At 65.0% G+C, this 20,753-nt stretch carries 20 protein-coding genes; 15 read left to right on the top strand and 5 right to left on the bottom strand.

All coding sequences use genetic code 11. The annotated features are described in order from the left end of the window. Nucleotides 1-51 precede the first annotated feature (51 nt). Nucleotides 52-867 carry a putative hydro-lyase gene (locus UNPF46_RS26335; protein WP_142251943.1) on the bottom strand — a complete coding sequence of 272 codons (816 nt, stop codon included), beginning with the start codon at nucleotides 865-867 and terminating at the stop codon, nucleotides 52-54. Nucleotides 868-987: 120 nt separating this feature from the next. On the opposite strand from UNPF46_RS26335, the gene UNPF46_RS26330 reads away from it, so the two are divergent. The 5 genes from UNPF46_RS26330 (at nucleotide 988) to UNPF46_RS26310 (ending at nucleotide 6,086) form a co-directional block, all read left to right on the top strand. Then, nucleotides 988-1,905, top strand: a complete 918-nt coding sequence (locus UNPF46_RS26330; RefSeq protein WP_100178978.1) for a LysR family transcriptional regulator — start codon at nucleotides 988-990, stop codon at nucleotides 1,903-1,905. A 123-nt stretch (nucleotides 1,906-2,028) separates the two neighbouring features. Continuing rightward, the gene (locus UNPF46_RS26325) at nucleotides 2,029-3,279 is read left to right on the top strand and encodes a Zn-dependent hydrolase (protein WP_100178979.1); all 1,251 of its coding nucleotides are present in this window, start codon (nucleotides 2,029-2,031) and stop codon (nucleotides 3,277-3,279) included. Nucleotides 3,280-3,291: 12 nt separating this feature from the next. Beyond that, the gene (locus UNPF46_RS26320; RefSeq protein ID WP_142251942.1) at nucleotides 3,292-4,203 is read left to right on the top strand and encodes an NAD(P)-dependent oxidoreductase; all 912 of its coding nucleotides are present in this window, start codon (nucleotides 3,292-3,294) and stop codon (nucleotides 4,201-4,203) included. Nucleotides 4,204-4,214: 11 nt separating this feature from the next. Then, entirely contained in the window at nucleotides 4,215-5,288 is a 1,074-nt protein-coding gene (locus UNPF46_RS26315; protein ID WP_142251941.1) for a malate/lactate/ureidoglycolate dehydrogenase, read from the top strand. Nucleotides 5,289-5,447: 159 nt separating this feature from the next. Then, nucleotides 5,448-6,086 carry a suppressor of fused domain protein gene (locus tag UNPF46_RS26310; protein WP_142251940.1) on the top strand — a complete coding sequence of 213 codons (639 nt, stop codon included), beginning with the start codon at nucleotides 5,448-5,450 and terminating at the stop codon, nucleotides 6,084-6,086. Nucleotides 6,087-6,268: 182 nt separating this feature from the next. On the opposite strand, the gene UNPF46_RS26305 is transcribed toward UNPF46_RS26310, so the two are convergent. After that, the gene (locus tag UNPF46_RS26305; RefSeq protein WP_142251939.1) at nucleotides 6,269-7,342 is read right to left on the bottom strand and encodes a tartrate dehydrogenase; all 1,074 of its coding nucleotides are present in this window, start codon (nucleotides 7,340-7,342) and stop codon (nucleotides 6,269-6,271) included. A gap of 158 nt (nucleotides 7,343-7,500) precedes the next feature. On the opposite strand from UNPF46_RS26305, the gene UNPF46_RS26300 reads away from it, so the two are divergent. After that, on the top strand, nucleotides 7,501-8,277 hold the full coding sequence (locus tag UNPF46_RS26300; protein WP_100178984.1) for an SDR family oxidoreductase: 777 nt from the start codon (nucleotides 7,501-7,503) through the stop codon (nucleotides 8,275-8,277). A gap of 126 nt (nucleotides 8,278-8,403) precedes the next feature. Then, the gene (locus UNPF46_RS26295) at nucleotides 8,404-9,822 is read left to right on the top strand and encodes an amidase (protein ID WP_142251938.1); all 1,419 of its coding nucleotides are present in this window, start codon (nucleotides 8,404-8,406) and stop codon (nucleotides 9,820-9,822) included. A 186-nt stretch (nucleotides 9,823-10,008) separates the two neighbouring features. Here UNPF46_RS26295 and UNPF46_RS26290 read toward each other — a convergent pair whose 3' ends face one another. Continuing rightward, on the bottom strand, nucleotides 10,009-11,115 hold the full coding sequence (locus UNPF46_RS26290; RefSeq protein WP_142251937.1) for an amino acid ABC transporter permease: 1,107 nt from the start codon (nucleotides 11,113-11,115) through the stop codon (nucleotides 10,009-10,011). Between the two features lie 2 nt (nucleotides 11,116-11,117). Beyond that, nucleotides 11,118-12,305 carry an amino acid ABC transporter permease gene (locus tag UNPF46_RS26285; protein ID WP_100178987.1) on the bottom strand — a complete coding sequence of 396 codons (1,188 nt, stop codon included), beginning with the start codon at nucleotides 12,303-12,305 and terminating at the stop codon, nucleotides 11,118-11,120. 87 nt (nucleotides 12,306-12,392) lie between these two features. Here UNPF46_RS26285 and UNPF46_RS26280 point away from each other — a divergent pair, with 87 nt between their 5' ends. The 4 genes from UNPF46_RS26280 to UNPF46_RS26265 all read left to right on the top strand — a co-directional run bounded on the left by UNPF46_RS26280 (nucleotide 12,393) and on the right by UNPF46_RS26265 (nucleotide 16,443). Further along, a complete protein-coding gene (locus tag UNPF46_RS26280) occupies nucleotides 12,393-13,265 on the top strand; it encodes a MurR/RpiR family transcriptional regulator (RefSeq protein ID WP_100178988.1) in 873 nt (290 codons plus the stop codon). Between the two features lie 3 nt (nucleotides 13,266-13,268). Beyond that, the gene (locus UNPF46_RS26275) at nucleotides 13,269-14,618 is read left to right on the top strand and encodes an aspartate aminotransferase family protein (RefSeq protein WP_142251936.1); all 1,350 of its coding nucleotides are present in this window, start codon (nucleotides 13,269-13,271) and stop codon (nucleotides 14,616-14,618) included. A gap of 12 nt (nucleotides 14,619-14,630) precedes the next feature. Beyond that, a complete protein-coding gene (locus UNPF46_RS26270) occupies nucleotides 14,631-15,644 on the top strand; it encodes an amino acid ABC transporter substrate-binding protein (protein WP_142251935.1) in 1,014 nt (337 codons plus the stop codon). A 148-nt stretch (nucleotides 15,645-15,792) separates the two neighbouring features. Next, nucleotides 15,793-16,443, top strand: coding sequence for an aspartate/glutamate racemase family protein (locus UNPF46_RS26265; protein ID WP_142251934.1), 651 nt, complete (start codon nucleotides 15,793-15,795; stop codon nucleotides 16,441-16,443). Here UNPF46_RS26265 and UNPF46_RS26260 read toward each other — a convergent pair. Next, nucleotides 16,440-17,087 carry a TetR/AcrR family transcriptional regulator gene (locus tag UNPF46_RS26260; RefSeq protein WP_142251952.1) on the bottom strand — a complete coding sequence of 216 codons (648 nt, stop codon included), beginning with the start codon at nucleotides 17,085-17,087 and terminating at the stop codon, nucleotides 16,440-16,442. The genes UNPF46_RS26265 and UNPF46_RS26260 overlap by 4 nt on opposite strands. Before the next feature lie 157 nt (nucleotides 17,088-17,244). On the opposite strand from UNPF46_RS26260, the gene UNPF46_RS26255 reads away from it, so the two are divergent. From UNPF46_RS26255 to UNPF46_RS26240, 4 genes are read left to right on the top strand one after another with little or no spacing between them, the layout of a single operon-like run. Continuing rightward, the gene (locus tag UNPF46_RS26255; RefSeq protein WP_100181354.1) at nucleotides 17,245-17,454 is read left to right on the top strand and encodes a ferredoxin; all 210 of its coding nucleotides are present in this window, start codon (nucleotides 17,245-17,247) and stop codon (nucleotides 17,452-17,454) included. Nucleotides 17,455-17,511: 57 nt separating this feature from the next. Beyond that, nucleotides 17,512-18,732, top strand: a complete 1,221-nt coding sequence (locus UNPF46_RS26250) for a cytochrome P450 (RefSeq protein ID WP_142251933.1) — start codon at nucleotides 17,512-17,514, stop codon at nucleotides 18,730-18,732. Between the two features lie 28 nt (nucleotides 18,733-18,760). Further along, nucleotides 18,761-20,083, top strand: coding sequence for an MFS transporter (locus tag UNPF46_RS26245; protein ID WP_100178994.1), 1,323 nt, complete (start codon nucleotides 18,761-18,763; stop codon nucleotides 20,081-20,083). A gap of 3 nt (nucleotides 20,084-20,086) precedes the next feature. Beyond that, entirely contained in the window at nucleotides 20,087-20,749 is a 663-nt protein-coding gene (locus UNPF46_RS26240; protein WP_142251932.1) for a sulfite oxidase-like oxidoreductase, read from the top strand. Nucleotides 20,750-20,753: the final 4 nt, after the last annotated feature.

The following is a 20,753-nucleotide window of genomic DNA, read 5'->3' as shown; positions in this document are numbered from 1 at the left end:
GAAGCGATTGATGGATGCGGTAAAGCTCGAAGAAGCAGCAAACGCTGCCCACTAAATCACGGCCATGGTCCTGTTCTTGAGATCGGTCACCAGCATCAGGCCGGGCGAATGCGTGATGGCGAACGGGAGCTTGGCGGCATTGATGACCGATTGCGGCGTGACACCGCAGGCCCAGAATACCGGAATCTCGTCGTCGGCGACGGGCACCGGATCGCCGTAGTCGGGCTTGGCGATGTCCTTGATGCCGATCAGGTGCGGATGACCGAGATGCACGGGCGCACCGTGCACGGCGGGATAGCGCGAGGTGATCTGCACCGCGCGGATCGCGTCCGCCGGCTTGAATGGGCGCATCGACACCACCATGGGACCGGCGAACGGACCGGCCTCGCCGCAGGCGAAGTTGGTGCGGTACATCGGCACGCGCACATTGTGCTCGATGTGGCGGATCGGCATGCCCTCGTCGAGCAAAGCCTCTTCGAACGAGAACGAGCAGCCCAGCACGAAGGTCACGAGATCGTCGCGCCAGTAGCGTTTCACATCGGTCGGCTCGTCGACGACCTCGCCGTCGCGCCAGACGCGATAGCGCGGCACGTCGGTGCGGATGTCGAGATCGGCGCCGAGCGAAGGGATGAAAGGACTGCCGACGTCGGACATGCCGATGATCGGGCACGGTTTTGGATTGAGCTGGCAGAAGCGGTGAAAGGCGCCGGCATATTCGGCCGGCAGTATCGCCAGATTGCCCTGGACGAAGCCGGGGGCGGCCCCGGCGGTGGAAGCGACCAGCCCCTCGCGATAGGCGAGCCGGGCCGTACGGCTCGGGAGCGTGTCGGGCGTTTCAGTTTGCTGCGCTGCCACCAAAACAGTCATGTGATCGACCTGCCTATAAACTCGACAAAGACAAGCCAACACCAAGCGTGCTATAAAGTCTAATCGTCGTTTCTAATCAATCTCGATAAATCTGATTTATCGACTGGGAAAATCCTTCCAATGCTGGACTTCAGGTCGATCGAGACGTTCCTCTGGGTTGTGAAGCTCGGCAGCTTTCGCGGCGCCGCGCAACGGCTGAACACCACCCAGCCGGCGATCTCCCAACGCATCGCGCAGCTCGAGCGCGAGATGGGCGTGAAGCTCCTCAATCGCGATCATCGCGTGGCCTCGCCGACCCCGAGTGGCCGGCAGATGATGGTCTATGCGGAGAAGCTGATCGGCCTGCGTGCGCAGATGATGGCGGAGATCAGCGATGCCTCCGCGATGCGCGGCGTGATGCGGCTCGGCGTCGCCGAGACCATCGTGCACACCTGGCTGCCGCGCCTCGTGAAGAGCGTCAACCAGGTCTATCCGAACCTGTCGCTGGAGATCGAAGTCGACATCACGCCGAACCTGACCGCGCGCCTGCTCGCGCAGGAGATCGAGCTTGCGTTCGTCGTCGGACCGCTGTCCGCCTCCGGCGTCCACAACCGCGTGCTCGCCGATTATCCGATCGGGTTTCTCGCAAGTCCCTCGCTCGGCCTCGGCAAGGGCCCGGTGACGCCGGCGGAGCTTGCGCGATTTCCGATCATCACCTTCCCGCGCAAGACCAAGCCCTACGAGGTCGTGCGCGAGGTGTTCGACCGGCCCGAGCTGCCGCCGATCCGCCTGCATGCCTCCGCCTCGCTGGCGACCGTCATCCACATGGCGGTCGAGGGGCTCGGCGTCGCCGTGATCCCCGACGCCATCGTCGAGAACGAGCTTGCGGACGGGCGGCTGCAGCTGCTCGACACCGATCTCGCCATCGCGCCGCTGACCTTCACCGCGAGCTGGCTCGCCTCGCCCGACGTCGTCGCCGTGGAGCGCGTCGCCGAGCTGGCACGGCAGATTGCGCAGAGCAGCCTCGCGGTTGACGCGCCCGCGCTGGCGGGTCATTGAAAAGGCGCCGGACAACCTTCAACGTCATTCCGGGGCGATGCGACAGCATCGAGCCCGGAATCTCGAGATTCCGGGTTCGCCCTGCGGGCGCCCCGGAATGACAGCGATCAATGGAAGAGACGCATGAGCCGAGCCGTCACCAACCTGCAAATCGATTCCGCCCGCCTCTGGGGCTCCATCCACGAGACCGCGCAATTCGGCGCGACGGCCAAGGGCGGCGTGCGGCGGCTGACGCTGAGTGCCGAGGACAAGCAGGTGCGCGACTGGTTCCGCAAAGCCTGCGAGGACGCCGGCCTCGAGGTGCATACCGACGCGCTCGGCTCGCAGTTCGGCCTGCGCAAGGGGCGCGACATGTCGAAGCTGCCGGTCGGCATCGGCTCGCATCTCGACACCCAGCCGACCGGCGGCAAGTATGACGGCATCCTGGGCACGCTCGGCGCGCTGGAAGTGATCCGCACGCTGAACGACGCCGGCATCGAGACCGACGCGCCGATCTGCGTCGTCAACTGGACCAACGAGGAAGGCTCGCGCTTCGCGCCTGCGATGATGGCCTCCGCTGCCTATGTCGGCGATTTCACCACCGACGACATTTTGTCGCGCAAGGACATCGACGGCACCACCGTCGGCCAGGCGCTCGACAGCATCGGCTATCGCGGCGACAAGCCGGTCGGCTTCCAGAAGCTCGGCTGCTTCGTCGAGCTGCACATCGAGCAGGGCCCGATCCTGGAGGCCGAGGGCAAGACCATTGGCGTGGTCGATTCCGGCCAGGGCGTGCTCTGGTACGACGGCAAGATTTCCGGCTTCGAGAGCCATGCGGGCTCGACGCCGATGCCGCTGCGGCGCGATGCGCTGGCGACGCTCTCTGAGATCGTGCTGGCGATGGAAGCGATCGCGAAGAAGCACGGGCCGAAAGCCGTCGGCACCATCGGCGAGGCCGTAATCGCAAATCCCTCGCGCAACGTCATTCCCGGCGAGATCGCCTTCACCGTGGATTGCCGCAGCGCCGACGGCGCGATCATGGACGCGCTCGACCGCGACCTGCGCGCCGCGACTGCCGAGATCGCCGCGCGCCGCAAGGTCGAGGTGAAGCTCGATCTGGTCTGGCGCAAGCCGCCGACGCATTTCGATCCCAAGCTCATTGCGGCGGTCGAGAACGCGGCCAAGACGCTCGGCTATTCCTCGCGCCGCATCACCTCCGGCGCCGGCCATGACGCCTGCAACCTCAACACCAAGATGCCGGCGGCAATGGTGTTCGTGCCGTGCAAGGACGGCATCAGCCACAATGAGCTGGAGGACGCGACGCAACCCGACTGCGCCGCAGGCACCAACGTCCTCATGCATACCGTGCTGGCGATCGCCGGCGTCGCGTCCTGACCGGAGAGAGCCATGCGCGGAGTTTTCGTCGACGCCAACGAACCCCTCGCCGTGATCATGGAGCGGCTCACGAAACCCGGCGATCCCGAGGTTCGCATCCACCGGGATCCCGACATCAAGCCCGAGCAATACCCTGAAATCCTCGGCGGCGCGGAGATCGCGATCGTCGATCACACGGCTCTTCCGACCGAAGTCGCGAAGAAGTGCGCAGGCCTGAAGCACGTCGTGTTCCTCGGCACCGGCGCGCGCAGCTACATGAATCCGGAGGAGCTGGCCGAACTCGGCATCTCCGTGCACCTGATCAAGGGTTATGGCGACACGGCCGTGGCGGAATCCGCGATCGCGCTGATGTGGGCCTCGGCCCGCGTCATCGCGATGATGGACCGCGAGATGCGCGGGGGCAACTGGCTGCGCGAAGACGGTATGCAGCTCACCGGCAAGACGCTCGGCCTGATCGGCTTCGGCGGCATCGCAGCCGAGGTCGCGCGTATCGCGTCCGGCAGCGGCATGAAGGTGATCGCCTGGAACCGCTCGCCGAAGAGCCATCCGGGCGTCGAGTTCACCGATCTCGACACGGTGCTGGCGAGGAGCGACGTGGTGTCGCTGCATCTGCTGCTCAACGACGAGACGCGCGGCATGATCACGCGCGACAGGATCTTTGCGATGAAGCGCGGCGTCATTCTCGTCAACACCGCCCGCGCCGCGATCGTCGACGAAGCCGCCATGATCGAGGCGCTGAAGTCGGGCCATATCCGCCATGCCGGCCTCGACGTCTTCAACATCGAGCCGCTGCCTGCGGATCATCCGCTGACCAGGATTCCGAACGTGACGCTGTCGGCGCATTCGGCGTTCCGGACGCCGGAGGCGAGTGAGAACCTGATTGAAGCGGCATGGGTCCACTGCCGCCGGATCGTGAAGGGATAAGAGCAACAACAATGGCCGACTATCGCATCATCAAGGCAGAGCCGCTCACCAACGCCATCCGCGCCATCGTCAAGGCCGGCGGTTCCTCGGACCGCGAGGCCGAGCTCGTCTCCATCAATCTCGTCGAGGCCAATCTCAAGGGCCACGACTCCCACGGCGTCGGCATGATCCCCCGCTATGTCCAGAGCGTCGCCAATGGCGGCCTTGCCGTGAACGCGCATGTCAAGATCGTGCTCGACACCGGTCCGCTCCTCACCCTGGACGGCCTCACCGGCTACGGCCAGGTGATCGGCCATGAAGCGATGGAGCTGGCGGCCGAGCGCGCCAAGAAAAACGGCGTGTGTCTCGTCGGCCTCTCCAATTCGCATCATATCGGCCGCATCGGCCATTGGGCCGAGCAGTGCATCGACCACGGGCTGGTCTCGATCCACTTCGTCAACGTGATCTCGCGCCCGATCGTGGCGCCCTGGGGCGGCAGCGATCCGCGCCATGGCACCAACCCGTTCTGCGTCGGCATCCCGCGCAGGGGCAAAGAGCCGATCGTGCTCGACTTCGCCACCAGCCGGATCGCGCAAGGCAAGACACGCGTCGCCCACAACAAGGGCGTAGAGCTCGAGCCCGGCACCATCATCGACAATGAAGGCAAGCCGACGACCAACCCGCGCTACACCGTGATCCCGCCGTACGGCGCCATCCTGCCGTTCGGCGAGCACAAGGGTTCGGGGCTCGCGCTGGTATGCGAGATCCTCGGCGGCGCGCTCTCCGGCGGACAGGTGGTCAAGGGCCCGTCCGACGGCAAGTACAACGTCCTCAACGGCATGCTCTCGATCGTCATCGACCCCGGCAAGCTCGGCACCGGCGAAAACCTCGCGAGCGAGGTCGAGAGCTTTGTCGCCTGGCACACCGGCTCGCCGCCGGCGCCCGGCGTCGACAAGATCAAGATCGCCGGCGAGCCCGAACGAGCGACCAAAAAGAAGCGCCTCGCTGAAGGCATTCCGGTCGATCCGACCACCTGGCAGGAGATCATCGAGGCCGGGAAGACGTTCGGGCTGGATCAGGCGGCGATCGAGAAGATTGCGGGGTGAGCCAGAACGAGGCACATCGCTCGGTATCATCCAGGCCTCCTGCACAATCACGCAGGACGGTATGGGCTAATGCGAAGCTCCTGGAACGGATTTGAACCGGCCTGCGTCGTCTCGCGACAATGCGGATATCCCGATCCAACATCCGCCCCCGAGGTTCACGTGTTCTCCCTTGCAAAGCTTATGTCCGGCTCGACCGAGCCGTCACTCGCAGCTGACCTCTACCAGCGACGGCTCGCGATCTATGAGAGAGAGCTTGGCGAACCCGAGCACAGCTTCACCGACAGCGCCGAGCGCCGCATTGACATCCATGCCTTTGGCCGCGATTTCGTGCCCGCATGCCAGGAAGGGTCTGACGAGGGCTACGTCCTACTGACCAACGGCATGAGCGAACAGCGAATGCCGGGGGTGCATGGGGATGCCAAGCCGCGTGCCGAGCTGATGTGGTACGTCCGCGAGCCGACCGATGAGATCTGCGCCAATCTGCGCTGGCTCGCCAATCTGCCGTTCATCGACACAACCTGGTTCGGCTTCGGTCACCGCGTCGCACTGCCGAGGCCGCCGGTTGCCGGAACGGACTTCCAGACGTTCCTGTTTCTCACCCCGATCATCGGCCCCGACAAGTGCATCGCCGAGACGCTGGAGGTCGCGGGCGATCCCGTGGAGATCCTGACCGTGAACCTGATCTCGCATCAGGAGCTCGCGCTCATCAAGCGCAGAGGGCTCGATCCGTTTCTCGATCTGCTCGATGAGAATGACTATCCGCCGACCTTCGATCCGGCGCGGAAGTCGTATGTGTAGGTGCGCCCCACCTTCTCCCCTTGTGGGAGAAGGTGGCGCGAAGCGCCGGATGAGGGGTTCTATCCGCGAAGAGCAATTCCGCGACTGAGAGGTCTGTCTCCGCGGAGAGAACCCCTCACCCGGCTTCGATGCTTCGCATCGAAGCCACCCTCTCCCACAAGGGGAGAGGGAAAGGCAGCCCGCTAATCCACCATATCCGCGACCGCCTTGCCGCAAGCCGTGGTATCGGCATTGCCGCCCAGGTCCTTGGTGCGCAGCGTACGTTCGGCGAGCGTGCGCTCGATCGCATCGACGATCGACTTGCCGGCAACCTTCTCGCCGAGATGATCGAGCATCATCGCCCCCGACCAGATCGCGCCGATCGGATTGGCAATGCCCTGCCCCGCGATGTCAGGTGCCGAGCCATGCACCGGCTCGAACACCGACGGAAAATCGCCCTCGGGATTGATGTTGCCCGACGGCGCGATGCCGATGGTGCCGGTGCAGGCCGGGCCGAGGTCGGAGAGGATGTCGCCGAACAGGTTCGAGCCGACCACGACGTCGAACCAGTCCGGGTGCAGCACGAAATTCGCGGTCAGGATGTCGATGTGGTACTTGTCCCACTTCACGCCCGGAAACTTCTTGGCCATCGCCTCCACGCGCTCGTCCCAATAGGGCATGGTGATGGAGATGCCGTTCGACTTGGTCGCCGATGTCAGGTGCTTCTTCGGCCGCGACTGGGCGAGCTCGAAGGCGAATTTCAGGATGCGGTCGACGCCGGTGCGGGTCATCACCGTCTGCTGCGTGACGAATTCGCGTTCGGTGTCGGGGAACATGCGGCCGCCGACCGAAGAATACTCGCCTTCGGTGTTTTCGCGCACCACCCAGAAATCGATGTCGCCAGGCTTGCGGTTGGCCAGCGGGCACGGCACGCCGGGCATCAGCCGGACCGGACGGAGGTTCACGTACTGGTCGAACTCGCGACGAAACTTGATCAGCGAGCCCCACAGCGAGACGTGGTCGGGAATCTTGGCTGGCCAGCCGACGGCGCCGAAATAGATCGCGTCGTGCTTGCCGATCTTCTCCTTCCAGTCGTCTGGCATCATCTGACCGTGCTTCTCGTAATAGTCCCAGGACGAGAAGTCGAAATGGTCGAAATGAAGGGAGACCCCGTGCTTCTTCGCCGCAGCCTCCAGGACGCGCAGGCCCTCGGGCATCACTTCCTTGCCGATGCCATCGCCGGGAATGACCGCGATCCGGTATTGCTTCTTGCTCATCGAGAACGTCCTTGGTTGGTCCGGCAGCCGCCGTCTTTTTTTGACCGCACTGCAATGGACCAAACGCTTCGGTCATGCAACGCTGCACTGCAATGTTGACGATGGCGCGGCCGAGCGCCTACTGATTTTATCCTGTTCCTGTCCTGCGAGTACCCCTCATGGATCTGCATCTGCGTGGCAAGCGCGTCCTGATCACGGGCGCGTCCAAGGGCATTGGCGCGGCCGCCGCCGAGGCGTTTGCCGAGGAAGGCGCGAACCTGCTGCTCGCCGCTCGCAACGGCGACCAGCTCAAGGCGCTGGCCGACCGCTTGCGCGGCGCGCACCAGATCGATGCTGCAACGAGCATCGTCGATCTGCGCAAGCCTGAGGACGTGGCGCGGCTTGCAAAGGAAGCCGCCGACATCGACGTGCTCGTCAACAATGCCGGCGACATCCCCGGCGGCTCCATCGACAAGATCGACGAAGCGGCCTGGCGGCACGCCTGGGAATTGAAGGTGTTCGGCTATATCAACCTCACGCGGTACATCTACGCGCAGATGAAAGCGAAGGGTGGCGGCGTCATCGTCAACGACATCGGCGCAGCCGGCGAGAAGTTCGACGCCAACTACATCTGCGGCAGCGCCGGCAATGCCGCGCTGATGGCTTTCACCCGCGCGCTCGGGGGGAAAAGCCTTGCCGACAACATCCGCGTGGTCGGCATCAATCCCGGCCCGGTCGGCACCGACCGCCACGTCACGCTGCTGAAGACGCGCGCCAAGCACCAGTTCGGCGACGAGAGCCGCTACAAGGAATTCCAGAAGAGCCTGCCGCTCGGGCGGCCTGCGCATGCGCGCGAGATCGGCGACCTCATGGCATTCCTGGCCTCGGATCGCGCCGGGTATACGTCGGGCGTGATCTACACGGTCGACGGCGGCATCAGCGCCGGCTGGGGCTAGTTGTCCAGGAATCTCTGAAGCACCGTCGTTCCGGGGCGATGCGAAGCATCGTACCCGGAACCTCGAGATTCCGGGTTCGCCCTTCGGGCGCCCCGGAATGACAATCAAGAGGTAGGAGTAAAACAATTGTCTCAAGACCTGATCCGCGAAACTGCTTGCGCCGTCGTCGACAAGTTGCGCTCAGGCGACGTCTCGCCGCTCGAGCTGCTCGATGTGCTGGAGAAGCGCATCAGTGAGGTCGATGGCAAGGTCAATGCGCTGCCGACACTCTGTTTCGACCGCGCGCGGGACAGCGCCAAGGCGTTGATGCGCGAACCCGCCGGCGCGCGGGGACTGCTCGCCGGCCTGCCGCTGCCGATCAAGGATTTGACCGACGTTGCGGGCGTCCTCAACACGCAGGGCTCGCCGATCTTCAAGGACAATATTTCCGCCAAGTCCGACCTTATGGTCGAGAACCTTGAGGCCAACGGCGCGGTGGTCTACGCCAAATCCAACACGCCGGAGTTCGGCGCCGGCGCCAACACCTTCAATGAGGTGTTCGGTGCGACGCTCAATCCCTGGGATACTTCTAAATCCGCGGCGGGCTCTTCCGGTGGCGCCGCGGTAGCGCTGGCCACCGGCATGGCATGGCTGGCGCAGGGCTCCGACATGGGCGGCAGTCTGCGCAGCCCCGCGGCCTTCTGCGGCGTCGTCGGCATGCGCCCGAGCATCGGCCGCGTCGCACATACCCCAAAATCCGGCATCGATCGCAATCTCGGCGTTGTCGGTCCGATGGCACGCAACGTCGAGGATCTCGCGCTGCTGCTCGATGCCATGAGCGGCGACTATGCCGACGATCCCTTGTCGCTGCCGGCACCCGTGACCTCGTTCCTGTCGGCGGCACAGGCCGGCAGGAAGCCGAAGCGCATCGCTTATTCGCCCGATCTCGGCATCACCCCTGTCGATCCCGAGGTGAAGGCGATCACGCGCAAGGCCGCGGAGCGCTTTGCCGAGGCCGGCGCCATCGTCGAGGAGGCGCATCCCGACTGGCGCGAGGCACATGAGTGCTTCCACGTGCTGCGCGCCTTCGATTTCGCGATCAGCAAGGCCAATCTGCTGAGGACCAAGCGCGACCTGCTCAAGCCCGAGGTGATCTGGAACATCGAGGAAGGCCTCAAGCTTACGGTGGAGCAGCTCGAACGCGCCGAGGCGCAGCGCGTCGGCATGACCGCGCGCGCGGTCGAGTTCTTCAAGACCTACGACCTGCTGTTGACGCCGACCACGATCGTGCCGCCCTTCCCGATCGAACACCGCTATGTCGCCGAATGTGCCGGCAAGAAATTCGAGAACTACGTCGAATGGCTCGGCATCGTCTACGCCATCACGCTCGCCTGCTGCCCCTCGCTGTCGCTGCCGTGCGGCTTCACCGCATCGGGGCTGCCTGTCGGCGTGCAGGTGGTCGGCGCCCCGCGCGCGGACGCGCAGGTGATCGCGGGGGCGAAGGTGCTGGAGGACATTCTCGGCTTGCGCGGCACGACGCCGATCGATCCGAAGGTGAAGACGTAACGCGAGCTACAGCACGTGCTCTGTCGTTCCCCTCTCCCCTTGTGGGAGAGGGTGGCTCGCCGCGTGGCGGCGAGACGGGTGAGGGGTATCGCTCCGCGAGTGAATCTCTCGCAGGGAATATGAGGATAGACCCCCTCATTCGGCGCTTCGCGACACCTTCTCCCACAAGGGAGAAGGAAGCTCGCTTCACCTCCCGCTCGCCCCCTCCAGGCTGCGGCTGTAGCGCGACATCGCGAAGCAGAACACGAAATAGATCGCAGCGACGAAGATGTAGACTTCGACCGAGAATTGCTGCCAGGCCGGATCGATGATCGCGGTCTTTGCCGTCGTCAAGAGGTCGAAGATACCGATGATGAGGACGAGGCTGGTGTCCTTGAAGAAGGCGATGAAGGTGTTGACCAGCGGCGGGATGACGTGGCGGATCGCCTGCGGCAGGATGATCAGACGATGCTTGCGCCAGTAGGACAGCCCGAGGGCATCGGCGGCTTCATACTGCCCGCGCGGCACGGCCTGGAGGCCGCCGCGGACGATTTCCGCAAGATAGGCGCCCGCGAACAGGATGATCGCGATCTGCGCACGCAGCAGTTTGTCGATGTTGAATCCGCTGGGCATGAACAGCGGGAACATCACGCTCGCCATGAACAGCAGGCTCACCAACGGCACGCCGCGGATCAGCTCGACATAAAGCACGCTGAGCGAGCGGATCGCCGGCAGCTTCGAGCGCCGGCCGAGCGCGACGAGGATGCCGAGCGGGAAGCCGAAGGCGAGCCCGAACGTCGCCAGGATCAGCGTCACCGGCAGGCCGCCCCAACGGTCCTGCGAGACGAACGACAAGCCGAGCACGCCGCCCCACATCAGCACGCTGATCAGCGCGAGCGCGCCGATCCAGAGCAAGACGAGCTCGCGCCGCCACAACGCGCGGCGGGTCGAGAGATAGAACAACGCGATGAACAGCACGACCGACAGCGCAGGCCGCCACTGCTCGTCGAACGGATAGGTGCCGAACAGGATGAAGCGGTACTTCTCGGGGATGATCGCCCAGCAGGCACCGACGCCGCGGACCGCGCGGCAGGCGCTGGAGTCGTTTGCCGGCGTCAGCCAGACGGCGTTGGCGATGCCCCATTGGACGAAGCTGAAGACGGCCTTCGCGAGGATCGCGAGCAGCATGATCGAAAGAACGCCGTTCGGGATCGACGAGAACAAATTGGTGCGCAGCCAGCGCAACACCGGATTGCCCGTTTGCGGGCGGCGAGCAGCGCGCGGCGCATCGGGGATGTCGGCGATCACAGTCATGCTCAGCGCTCCACCAGCGCGATGCGTGCGTTGTACCAGTTCATGAAGAAGCTGATGGACAGGCTGATGGTCAGGAACACCGCCATGATCAACGCGATCGCCTCGATTGCCTGCCCGGTCTGATTCAGCGTGGTGTTGGCGATCGACACTACGTCCTGGTAGCCGATCGCGACCGCAAGCGAAGAGTTCTTGGTCAGGTTGAGATACTGGCTCGTCATCGGCGGCACGATGACACGCAGCGCCTGCGGCAGGATGATCTGCCGCAGCATGAAGCTGCGGCGGAGACCCAGCGCATTGGCGGCGTCCCACTGCCCGCGCGGCACCGACTGGATGCCACTGCGCACGATCTCGGCGATGAAGGCCGACGTGTAGGTGACGAGCGCGATCAGCAGCGCGAAATATTCCGGGGCGAGCGTCAACCCGCCGACGAAATTGAAGCCGCGCAACGCCGGCCATTCGATCGTCCAGGGCACACGGAGCACCAACGAAAGGGCCGCCGGCAGCACGAGGATGAGCCCGAGCGCAAACGGCCAAGCCGGTCGCGGCTTGCCGTCGCGCATCTGCTGCACCACGAGTCGTCTCCTGACGAGATAGAACAGGGCACATCCGAGCACGGCGGTGCCGAGCACCCAAAGCTGCAACGGGCCAATCGGAATTGCCGGCAGGATCAGGCCGCGATTGGACAGGAATACGCCCTCGACCGGCCGCCACGCCGCGCGCGCGGCGGGCAGCGCCTGCATCAGCACGTACCAGAACAGGAGTTGAAGCAGCAGCGGGATGTCGCGGAGCGTCTCGACATAGACCGCGGCGAGGCGCGACAGCAGCCAGTTCGCGGACAGGCGCGAGATGCCGATCAGCGTGCCCAGGACCGTCGCGAGCACGATGCCGATGACGGCGACGCGCAAGGTGTTGCCGACACCGACGACGAAGGCCCAGAGGTAGCTGTCTCTCGGATTATAGGCGAGCAGGCTGTCGGCGATGGGCATGCCGGCCTCGCGGCCGAGAAAGGCAAAGCCGGTGGTGATGCGTCGGGCCGAGAGGTTGGTGACGGTGTTGGACCAGAGGAAGCCGATGACCGCGACCGCGATCCCGACCACCAGCACCTGCCAGAACAGGCCTTGCAGCTCGCGGGGGCCCCATGCGCCGAACAGGCGGCGGCGCGGCGGCGGTCTCGGGGTGTCCGTGGTCACAGCACAAAAATCCTTCTCAACGGCAACGATTTCCGGCGGCGCACGTCAACTGTTGCACCGATCTAAAATTCATGCAACAAATGTTTCATGGTCGAGCCCGCGAAATCCTCGCCGCTGAGCGAACTGCGCATTGCCTTGCCATCGCTCCCGATGCGGCTGCAGGAAGTTGGTCGCTTCGTCGCCGCCAACGACTACGACGCCACCACCCGTTCGATGCGCGACCTCGCGGCGGAAGCCGGCGCAGATCCCGCCGCGTTCACGCGCCTCGCCAAGGCGATCGGCTATTCAGGCTGGGACGAATTGCGCGCGGCCCTGACCGAGGCGCGGCGTCCGTCACAGACCTCGCCGTTCTCCGGCCGCGCCAGAAGCCGCAGGGCCGGCCCGAACGCCGATGTCACGCTCGTCACCGACAAGCTCGAGGCCGAGGCCGCCGGCCTTCCACGGATCCCGGCTCAGCCGATCGCGGAGGCGGCGCGGGCGCTGCATCAGGCCAAGCGGATCTGGATCGCGGGTTATCGGAGTTGCCGCAGCGTTGCGGAGCTCTTGAACTATGAGCTGCGGCTGTTCCGTCCCGAACAGGTGCAGATCGTCGGAACGTCCGGTCCCGACGATCTCGACCTCGGCGCTATCAGGCCCGGCGAAGCCGTCATCGTCATTGGCTTCCTGCCCTATACCCATGCGAGCGTCGGCGTCGCACAGGCCGCCTACCGCGCCGGCGCGACCCTGATCGCGATCGCGGACAGCCCGTCTGCACCGATGGCCGAGGGCGCCGACCACGTGCTGCTGTTCGAAGCGGCCTCCTCTCCCGGCTTCTTCCCGAGCCTCACCGGCGCGATCGCAATCGCGCAGTCGCTGGCTGCAGTGACGTTCTCGCTCGGCGGCGCCACCGCGAAGAAGCGCCTGGAGAATACCGAGGCGCAGCTCACTGCTGCCTCCATCTACGTCTCGGAGAAAGGTTGACCCATGGCCGCCCGCACCAGCCGCGTGCTGCACCGCTCGTTGCGCGAGACGCCGCCCAAGGCTATCGGCGGCGAAGGCGTCTATCTCTTTGCCGAAGATGGACGCCGTGTGCTCGACGCCTCCGGCGGCGCGGCCGTCTCGTGTCTCGGCCACCAGCACCCCCGCGTGATCGCCGCGATGGCGAAGCAAGCCTCGACGCTCGCCTATGCGCACACCGCGTTCTTCTCGTCCGAGCCCGCCGAAGCCCTTGCCGAGACGCTGGTCGGTCACGAGCCCGGCGGGCTCGCTTATGCGTATTTTGTCAGCGGCGGGTCCGAGGCGATCGAAGCCAGCATCAAGCTCTCGCGGCAGTATTTCATCGAGCGCGACGAGCCACAGCGGCAGCATTTCATCGCGCGGCGGCAGAGCTATCACGGCAACACGCTAGGTGCCCTCGCCGCCGGCGGCAACGCCTGGCGGCGCGCGCCCTACGCGCCGCTGCTCTCCGGCGCCTTCAGTCACGTGACACCGGCCTTCGCCTATCACGAGAAGCACGACGGCGAATCCGATGCTCAATTCGTGGCACGGCTGGCGGCCGAGCTCGAAGCCGAGTTTCAGCGGCTTGGTCCCGATACTGTGGCGGCGTTCCTGGCCGAGCCCGTCGTCGGCGCCACCGCGGGCGCGGTGACGGCCCCCGATGGCTACTTCAAGGCGGTGCGCGAGATCTGCGACCGCCACGGCGCGCTGCTGATCCTCGACGAGGTGATGTGTGGCATGGGCCGCACCGGCACCACGCACGCCTGGGAGCAGGAAGGCATCGCGCCCGACATCCAGGCCATCGCAAAGGGGCTCGGCGGCGGCTACCAGCCGATTGGCGCGATGCTCGCGAGCGGCAAGATCATCGACACCATCCGCGCCGGCACAGGCGCCTTTCAGCATGGCCACACTTATCTCGCACATCCCCTCGCCTGCGCGGCCGCGCTCGCAGTGCAGGACGTCATTCGCGAGGACGGCCTGCTCACGCAGGTCAAGGAGCGCGGCCGGCAGCTCGAGCAGCGGCTGACCGAGCGCTTCGGCAATCACCGCCACGTCGGTGATATCAGAGGCCGCGGCCTGTTCTGGGCGATCGAGCTGGTCGCCGATCGCGCCAGCCGCACCTCGTTCGATCCGGCGCTCAAGCTCAACCAGAAGATCAAGGCGGAGGCCTTCGCCCATGGCCTCGGCTGCTATCCCGGCGGCGGCACCGTAGATGGCGTGCGCGGCGACCACGTCTTGCTGGCGCCGCCCTATATCGCCTCCGCCGACGAGATCGACCTGATCGTCGACAGGCTCCGCACGGCCGTTGACAACGTGTTGCGTAGTGTCAATCACTGAGGGGAGAGTAGCATGATGAGGAAAGTGGTTATCGCGGCGAGTGTGCTTGCTGCATCGACGGTCGTCGCATCCGCCGCGACGCTCGACACGGTGAAGAGCCGCGGCACGCTGGTGTGCGGCGTCAGCGCCGGCTTTGCCGGCTTCTCCGCACCGGACTCGCAAGGCAACTACAAGGGCCTCGACGTCGATTATTGCCGCGCGCTCGCGGCCGGCGTGCTGGGCGATGCCAGCAAGGTACGTTACGTCTCTTTGACCGCGCAGAACCGCTTCACGGCCCTGCAATCGGGCGAGATCGACGTGCTCTACCGCAACTCGACGCAGACGTATCTGCGCGGCGTGACGCTCGGTCTGCGCCAGGGTCCGATCAACTTCTACGACGGCCAGGGTTTTGTCGTGAAGAAGGACCTCGGCGTGAAGGAGATCAAGGATCTCAAGGGCGCCACTGTCTGCGTCGCGCAGGGCACGACACACGAAGTTACGCTCGGTGATTACGGCCGCGCCAACGGCATCGACTGGAAGCCGCTGGTGTTCGACCGCGTCGACACCATGTACCAGACCTTCTTCGGCGGCCGCTGCGATGCCATGACCCAGGACGCCTCCGCGCTCGCCGGCGCCGTGACCACCGCGGCACCGAACCCGGCCGACTATGTCGTGCTGCCGCAGACCATCAGCAAGGAGCCGCTCGGGCCCTTCACCCGCAATGGCGACGAGGTCTGGAGCGACATCATCACCTGGCTGCATTACGGCCTGATCGAGGCCGAGGAGCTCGGCGTCACGCAAGGCAATGTTGAGGAGATGACGAAGTCGCAGACGCCCGCGATCCAACGCCTGTTAGGGACCTCCGGCGACCTCGGCTCGCGGCTCGGGCTCGACAACAAATGGCTGGTGACTGCGATCAAGGCCACCGGCAATTACGGCGAGATCTACGAGCGCAATGTCGGCAAGGCGAGCCCGCTCAAGCTCGATCGCGGCCTCAACGGCCTCTGGAGCAAGGGCGGCTTGATGTACGCCGTGCCGTTCAAGTAAACGTCTTCTGTGTCCCGGACGCGCGGCAGCGTGCAACGCTGCTGCGCAGAGCCGGGACCCAGCAGCCACAATGGGCCCCGGCTCTGCAGCGCAATACTTCGCATTGCGCTGCGTCCGGGGCACGAGACCTGTCAGGTAGTCAGTTTCAATGACGACGCCCCCTCGCATCGCCCTGATCCACGCCCTCAAGCATTCCATCGCTCCGATCGAGGCGGCGTTTGCGAACGCCTGGCCCCACGCGCGGCTGATGAACCTGCTCGACGACAGCCTCTCGGCGGATCTCGCCCGCGACGGCGCGCTCAACGACGCCATGACCGAGCGCTTCCTGGCGCTCGGCGATTATGCTGCGGCGACAGGCGCGGATGGAATTCTGTTCACCTGCTCGGCCTTCGGCCCCTGTATCGAGGCGGTCGCACGCGCGCATGCGCCGATGCCGGTGCTGAAGCCCAACGAGGCCATGATCGAGCGCGCAGTGACGATGGGCAAGCGCATCGGCCTGCTCTCGACCTTCCCGCCGACGCTCGCTTCGATGCCGCCGGAGTTTCCCGCCTCGGTCCAGGTCGTGCCCAAGCTTGCCGAGGGCGCGCTGGCGGCGCTCGACCGCGGCGACCGCTCCACGCACGACCGGCTGATCGTCGAAGCGTCAAAGGACCTGCGCGATTGCGATGTGATCGCGCTGGCGCAGTTCAGCATCGCGGCGACGGCACCGCTGGTCGCGGAGGCCACCGGCCGTCCCGTCGTGACCACGCCTGACAGCGCCGTCGACAAGCTGATGACGCTGTTGGGAGTGAAGGCTTAGCTACCTTTCGCTTTTCGTCGCCGCGCGTCCTTGATCGCGTTCGCGAGCGCGGCTTTCGTTTCGCTGACGAAATCCTCGACCAGATCTTCGCGCGTGGTATGGGCGGCCTCGCCGGTGAACAGGCCCTGCTCGGCCAGCATCACGACGCCATGCAGCGCCGCCCAGATCTTGAGCGCTTGCCGTTCGCGCAAATAGCCGACCGCAGGCACCTCCAGCGCCTCGATCACGAGCGCAAATGTCTCGCGCGTAGCCTCATGCAGCTCGCTGCCCTTGGTGGCGCATGACACGGTGCGGGACGCGAACATCAGGCGGTAGATGCCGTTCCGGCGCAATCCGAATTCGAGCATGGCCTGCGCCAGAAGCGACAGTTTCGATTGCTTTGACGGTTTCGCCATCGCCTCCCGAAAGATCGCGCTGAGCTGCCGGAATGCCTCGGCCGTCACCGCCGCGAGCAATGCCTCACGGTCGGCGAAATGCCGGTAAGGCGCCGGCTGCGACACGCCGAGCTGCTTCGCCAGCGCCTTGATGCTGATCGCCTCGGCGCCGCCCTGCTCCGCCTCCCGCAATGCGGCCTTGATCAGAGCATCGCGAAGATCGCCATGATGGTAGGTGTTCGCGGGCTTGCGGGCGAGTTGTGAGCGCATGTTGCGGTCGAGCCTACAAGTTTGCCCTTGACAGGGGAAGGCCGGCGCGAATGTAATAGCATATAACTTAAGACCTGTGGCAAATGCCGCAGATAAAATTGACATGAGGAACGCGCCGCCCCGTGGGCTCTGCGCGCACACGACCGAGGATGCCGCCATGACCGAGCGACTGAGGGTTCACGTCGATCCCGACAAATGCCAGGGCCACGCGCGCTGCAAAGCGCTCGCGCCGGAGCTTTTCGAGCTCGACGAGTTTGGCAACGCGCACGAGGCCGGCGACGGCACGGTCCCGCCCGGGCTCGAAGACAAGGCCTGGCTTGCCAAATCCAACTGCCCGGAAATCGCAATCGATGTGATCGAGGAGTAGCGCGGCCTCCGCCGCTCCCCGTCCTATCAGCGAACACGAGCCAAGGGATTCCCTGACATGTCCGACGTCAGCCAGCCTGTCGCCCATCCGCCCGTCACCGACTGGGTCAACGATTTCGATCACACCGATCCGCAGTGGACGGAAGACCCGTTCCCGATCTGGGATGAGCTGCGCGCCGCAAGCCCGGTCGTGCACACCGAGCGCTTCCTCGGCTGCTACATGCCGACGACATACGAAGCGGTGCGCGAGATCGCGAACGACACCGAGCATTTCTCCTCGCGCCGCATCATCGTGCGCGACGTGCGGCCCGAGCTGGCGAGGAACGCCGCGCCGCCGATCACCTCCGACCCGCCCGAGCACAAGCCGGCCAAGCAGCTCCTGTTGCCGCCGTTCACTCCGGACGCGATGAAGAAGCTGGAGCCGCGGATGCGCGCGATCTGCAACGAGCTGATCGACGGCTTCATTGCCGACGGCAAGGTCGACGCTGCCGCACGCTACGCCAAGTATATTCCGGTTCGGGCCATCGCTCACATGCTCGGCATCCCCGAGAGCGACAGCGATCTCTTCATCAATTGGATCCACATGATCCTGGAACTCGGCATCAAGGACGAGAGCAAGCTGCTCCAGGCCGTGCAGGAGATGAGCGCCTATTTCAGGACGCATATCGAGGAGCGCAAATCGAAGCCGACCGACGATCTGATCTCCTATCTGATGAATGCCAGAGACAAGGAAGGCCAGCCGCTGGAAGAGTCCCACGTGCTGGGCTCGCTGCGCCTGCTCCTGATCGCCGGCATCGACACCACCTGGAGCGCGATCGGCTCCTCGCTCTGGCATCTCGCGAAAACGCCGGCCGACCGTGAACGGCTGATCGCCGAGCCGGCCCTGATGCCGACAGCGGTGGAGGAACTGCTGCGCGCCTATTCGCCGGTGACCATGGCCCGCGAGGTGGTCAAGGACACCTCGGTCTCGGGCTGCCCGGTCAAGGCGGGCAACATGGTGCTGTTGTCCTTCCCGGCCGCCAATCGCGATCCCAAGATGTTTCCGGATGCTGACAAAGTCGTGATCGACCGCCGCGAAAATCGCCACGCCGCCTTCGGCCTCGGCATTCACCGCTGCGTCGGTTCCAATCTGGCCCGCATGGAGATGCAGGTTGCGCTGGAGGAATGGCTGAAGCGGATCCCTGATTTCCGCCTGGATCCGGCAAGCACGGTGACCTGGTCGCAGGGCACAGTGCGGGGCCCCCGCCAGTTGCCAATTGTGCTCGGAAAGGCGATGTAGGCCTCTCCAGACAGCGGAGAGGCCGGACGTGACAGAGCAAGCAACCCATCCGGCCTCTGATCACATAGACCTCGCGGACGCCAAGCGGCGGATCAAGGCGATCTTCATCGGATCGGTCGGCAATCTCGTCGAGTGGTACGACTTCTACGCCTACACGGCCTTCGCGCTCTATTTCGCCCCCGCCTTCTTCCCCGGCAACGACCCCGTCGTCCAGCAACTGAACGTCGCCGTCGTGTTCGCGGCGACCTTCCTGATGCGGCCCCTGGGCGGCTGGTTCTTCGGCTATCTCGCCGACCATTTCGGCCGACGCATCTCGCTGACCCTGTCGGTCGTCTTCATGTGCTTCGGCTCGCTGATCATCGCGCTGACGCCGACCTATGCCACGATCGGATTCGCCGCGCCGGTGATCCTGGCGCTCGCCCGCATCATCGAGGGCCTCAGCCTTGGCGGCGAATATGGCGCCAGCGCCACCTATCTCAGCGAGGTCGCCGATCCCAAGCATCGTGGCTTCTATTCCAGCTTCCAATACGTCACCTTGATCGGCGGCCAGCTCACCGCGATCATCGTGCTGCTGCTCCTGCAAAAGGTCTTCCTCACCCCGGAAGAGCTGAAAGCCTGGGGGTGGCGCATCCCGTTCGCAATCGGTGCGATGCTCGCGATCGTGGCTGCAGTGATGCGGCGTGGCTTGCACGAGACAGAAGCGTTCGAGGAAGCCAAGAAGGTGGTGAAGCCCACCGGCTCGATCACCAATCTGCTGCGCTATCCGCGTGAGCTACTGCTGGTGGTCGGCCTCACCGCGGGCGGCACCGCGGCGTTCTACACCTTCACCACCTACATGCAGACCTTCGTCAAGCTTTCGGTCGGCTTGACCGAGGACCAGACCACCCTGGTGATCTTCGGCACCTTGATCTTCGCGACCATCCTGCAGCCGATCTATGGCGCCATCTCCGACAAGATCGGACGCAAGCCGCTTCTGATCTTCTTCGGCGTCGCCGGCACGCTCGCGACCGTGCCGCTGTTGATGACGCTGAAAGAGACCAAATCGCCCTTCATCGCCTTCATCCTCATCTGTGCCGCCTGGCTGTTCGTCGCCGGCTACACGTCGATCAACGCGGTGGTGAAGGCGGAGCTGTTCCCGACCAATGTCCGCGCGCTCGGCGTCGGCCTGCCCTATGCGATCACGGTCTCGATCTTCGGTGGCACGGCGCCGGCGATCGCGCTCTATTTCAAGAGCATCGGGCACGAAGACTGGTTCTACTTCTATCTTAGCGGTATCATCTGTCTGTCGCTGATCATCTATTCCACCATGCGCGACACCAAGCACGCCTCCGCCATGCACCGCCACGAGTAGCCCATGTCCGACGACAAAGAGCCGCCCGACAGCAAGCTGACCCGCACCAAGGAGAAATGGGCACGCGAGGGCCGTTTTCTCACCGGCAAGATCACGCGGCCGGAAGACCAACGGCTTCCGCCCGGCCAGCACCTCACCAAGGACTGGCCTGTGCTCGATCTCGGGGTCGTGCCGCCGATCTCGCGCGAGCGCTGGCGGCTCGACGTCTACGGCGCGGTCGAGACCCCGGTGTTCTGGACCTTTGCCGAATTCACCGCGCAGAAGCAGGCCCGCTTCACCTCCGACATCCACTGCGTGACGACCTGGTCGCGTTACGACAACGAATGGGAAGGGCTCGCCACGCGCGAGCTGCTGGCGGCCTGCCAGCCGCGCGAGGATGCGCGCTTCGTCACGCTGCATTCCTATGACGGCTACACCACCAACCTCGCGCTGGAGGACTTTGCCGCCGAGGATGCGCTGCTCGCCCACAGCTGGTCCGGCCAGCCGCTGACGGAAGAGCACGGCGGCCCGGTGCGCTTGGTCGTGCCACATCTTTATTTCTGGAAGAGCGCCAAATGGCTCCAGGCCATCGAATTCCTGACCGCGGATGCGCCCGGCTTCTGGGAAGTTCGCGGTTACCATAACCGCGGCGATCCCTGGGCCGAGCAACGTTATTCAAGCGATTAGAATT

This window comes from Bradyrhizobium sp. UNPF46 (assembly GCF_006658625.1).
Lineage (GTDB): Bacteria > Pseudomonadota > Alphaproteobacteria > Rhizobiales > Xanthobacteraceae > Bradyrhizobium > Bradyrhizobium nitroreducens.
Note: the sequence above shows the minus strand (reverse complement) of the source record. Positions and strands in the feature narration are given on the sequence as shown.

What these genes read in the sequence shown, in the direction of transcription:
- UNPF46_RS26335 (WP_142251943.1), bottom strand. Translation starts at nt 867, where the DNA reads ATGACTGTTTTGGTGGCAGCGCAGCAAACTGAAACGCCCGACACGCTC.
- UNPF46_RS26330 (WP_100178978.1), top strand. Translation starts at nt 988, where the DNA reads ATGCTGGACTTCAGGTCGATCGAGACGTTCCTCTGGGTTGTGAAGCTC.
- UNPF46_RS26325 (WP_100178979.1), top strand. Translation starts at nt 2,029, where the DNA reads ATGAGCCGAGCCGTCACCAACCTGCAAATCGATTCCGCCCGCCTCTGG.
- UNPF46_RS26320 (WP_142251942.1), top strand. Translation starts at nt 3,292, where the DNA reads ATGCGCGGAGTTTTCGTCGACGCCAACGAACCCCTCGCCGTGATCATG.
- UNPF46_RS26315 (WP_142251941.1), top strand. Translation starts at nt 4,215, where the DNA reads ATGGCCGACTATCGCATCATCAAGGCAGAGCCGCTCACCAACGCCATC.
- UNPF46_RS26305 (WP_142251939.1), bottom strand. Translation starts at nt 7,342, where the DNA reads ATGAGCAAGAAGCAATACCGGATCGCGGTCATTCCCGGCGATGGCATC.
- UNPF46_RS26300 (WP_100178984.1), top strand. Translation starts at nt 7,501, where the DNA reads ATGGATCTGCATCTGCGTGGCAAGCGCGTCCTGATCACGGGCGCGTCC.
- UNPF46_RS26290 (WP_142251937.1), bottom strand. Translation starts at nt 11,115, where the DNA reads ATGACTGTGATCGCCGACATCCCCGATGCGCCGCGCGCTGCTCGCCGC.
- UNPF46_RS26280 (WP_100178988.1), top strand. Translation starts at nt 12,393, where the DNA reads ATGGTCGAGCCCGCGAAATCCTCGCCGCTGAGCGAACTGCGCATTGCC.
- UNPF46_RS26275 (WP_142251936.1), top strand. Translation starts at nt 13,269, where the DNA reads ATGGCCGCCCGCACCAGCCGCGTGCTGCACCGCTCGTTGCGCGAGACG.
- UNPF46_RS26270 (WP_142251935.1), top strand. Translation starts at nt 14,631, where the DNA reads ATGATGAGGAAAGTGGTTATCGCGGCGAGTGTGCTTGCTGCATCGACG.
- UNPF46_RS26265 (WP_142251934.1), top strand. Translation starts at nt 15,793, where the DNA reads ATGACGACGCCCCCTCGCATCGCCCTGATCCACGCCCTCAAGCATTCC.
- UNPF46_RS26260 (WP_142251952.1), bottom strand. Translation starts at nt 17,087, where the DNA reads ATGCGCTCACAACTCGCCCGCAAGCCCGCGAACACCTACCATCATGGC.
- UNPF46_RS26255 (WP_100181354.1), top strand. Translation starts at nt 17,245, where the DNA reads ATGACCGAGCGACTGAGGGTTCACGTCGATCCCGACAAATGCCAGGGC.
- UNPF46_RS26250 (WP_142251933.1), top strand. Translation starts at nt 17,512, where the DNA reads ATGTCCGACGTCAGCCAGCCTGTCGCCCATCCGCCCGTCACCGACTGG.
- UNPF46_RS26240 (WP_142251932.1), top strand. Translation starts at nt 20,087, where the DNA reads ATGTCCGACGACAAAGAGCCGCCCGACAGCAAGCTGACCCGCACCAAG.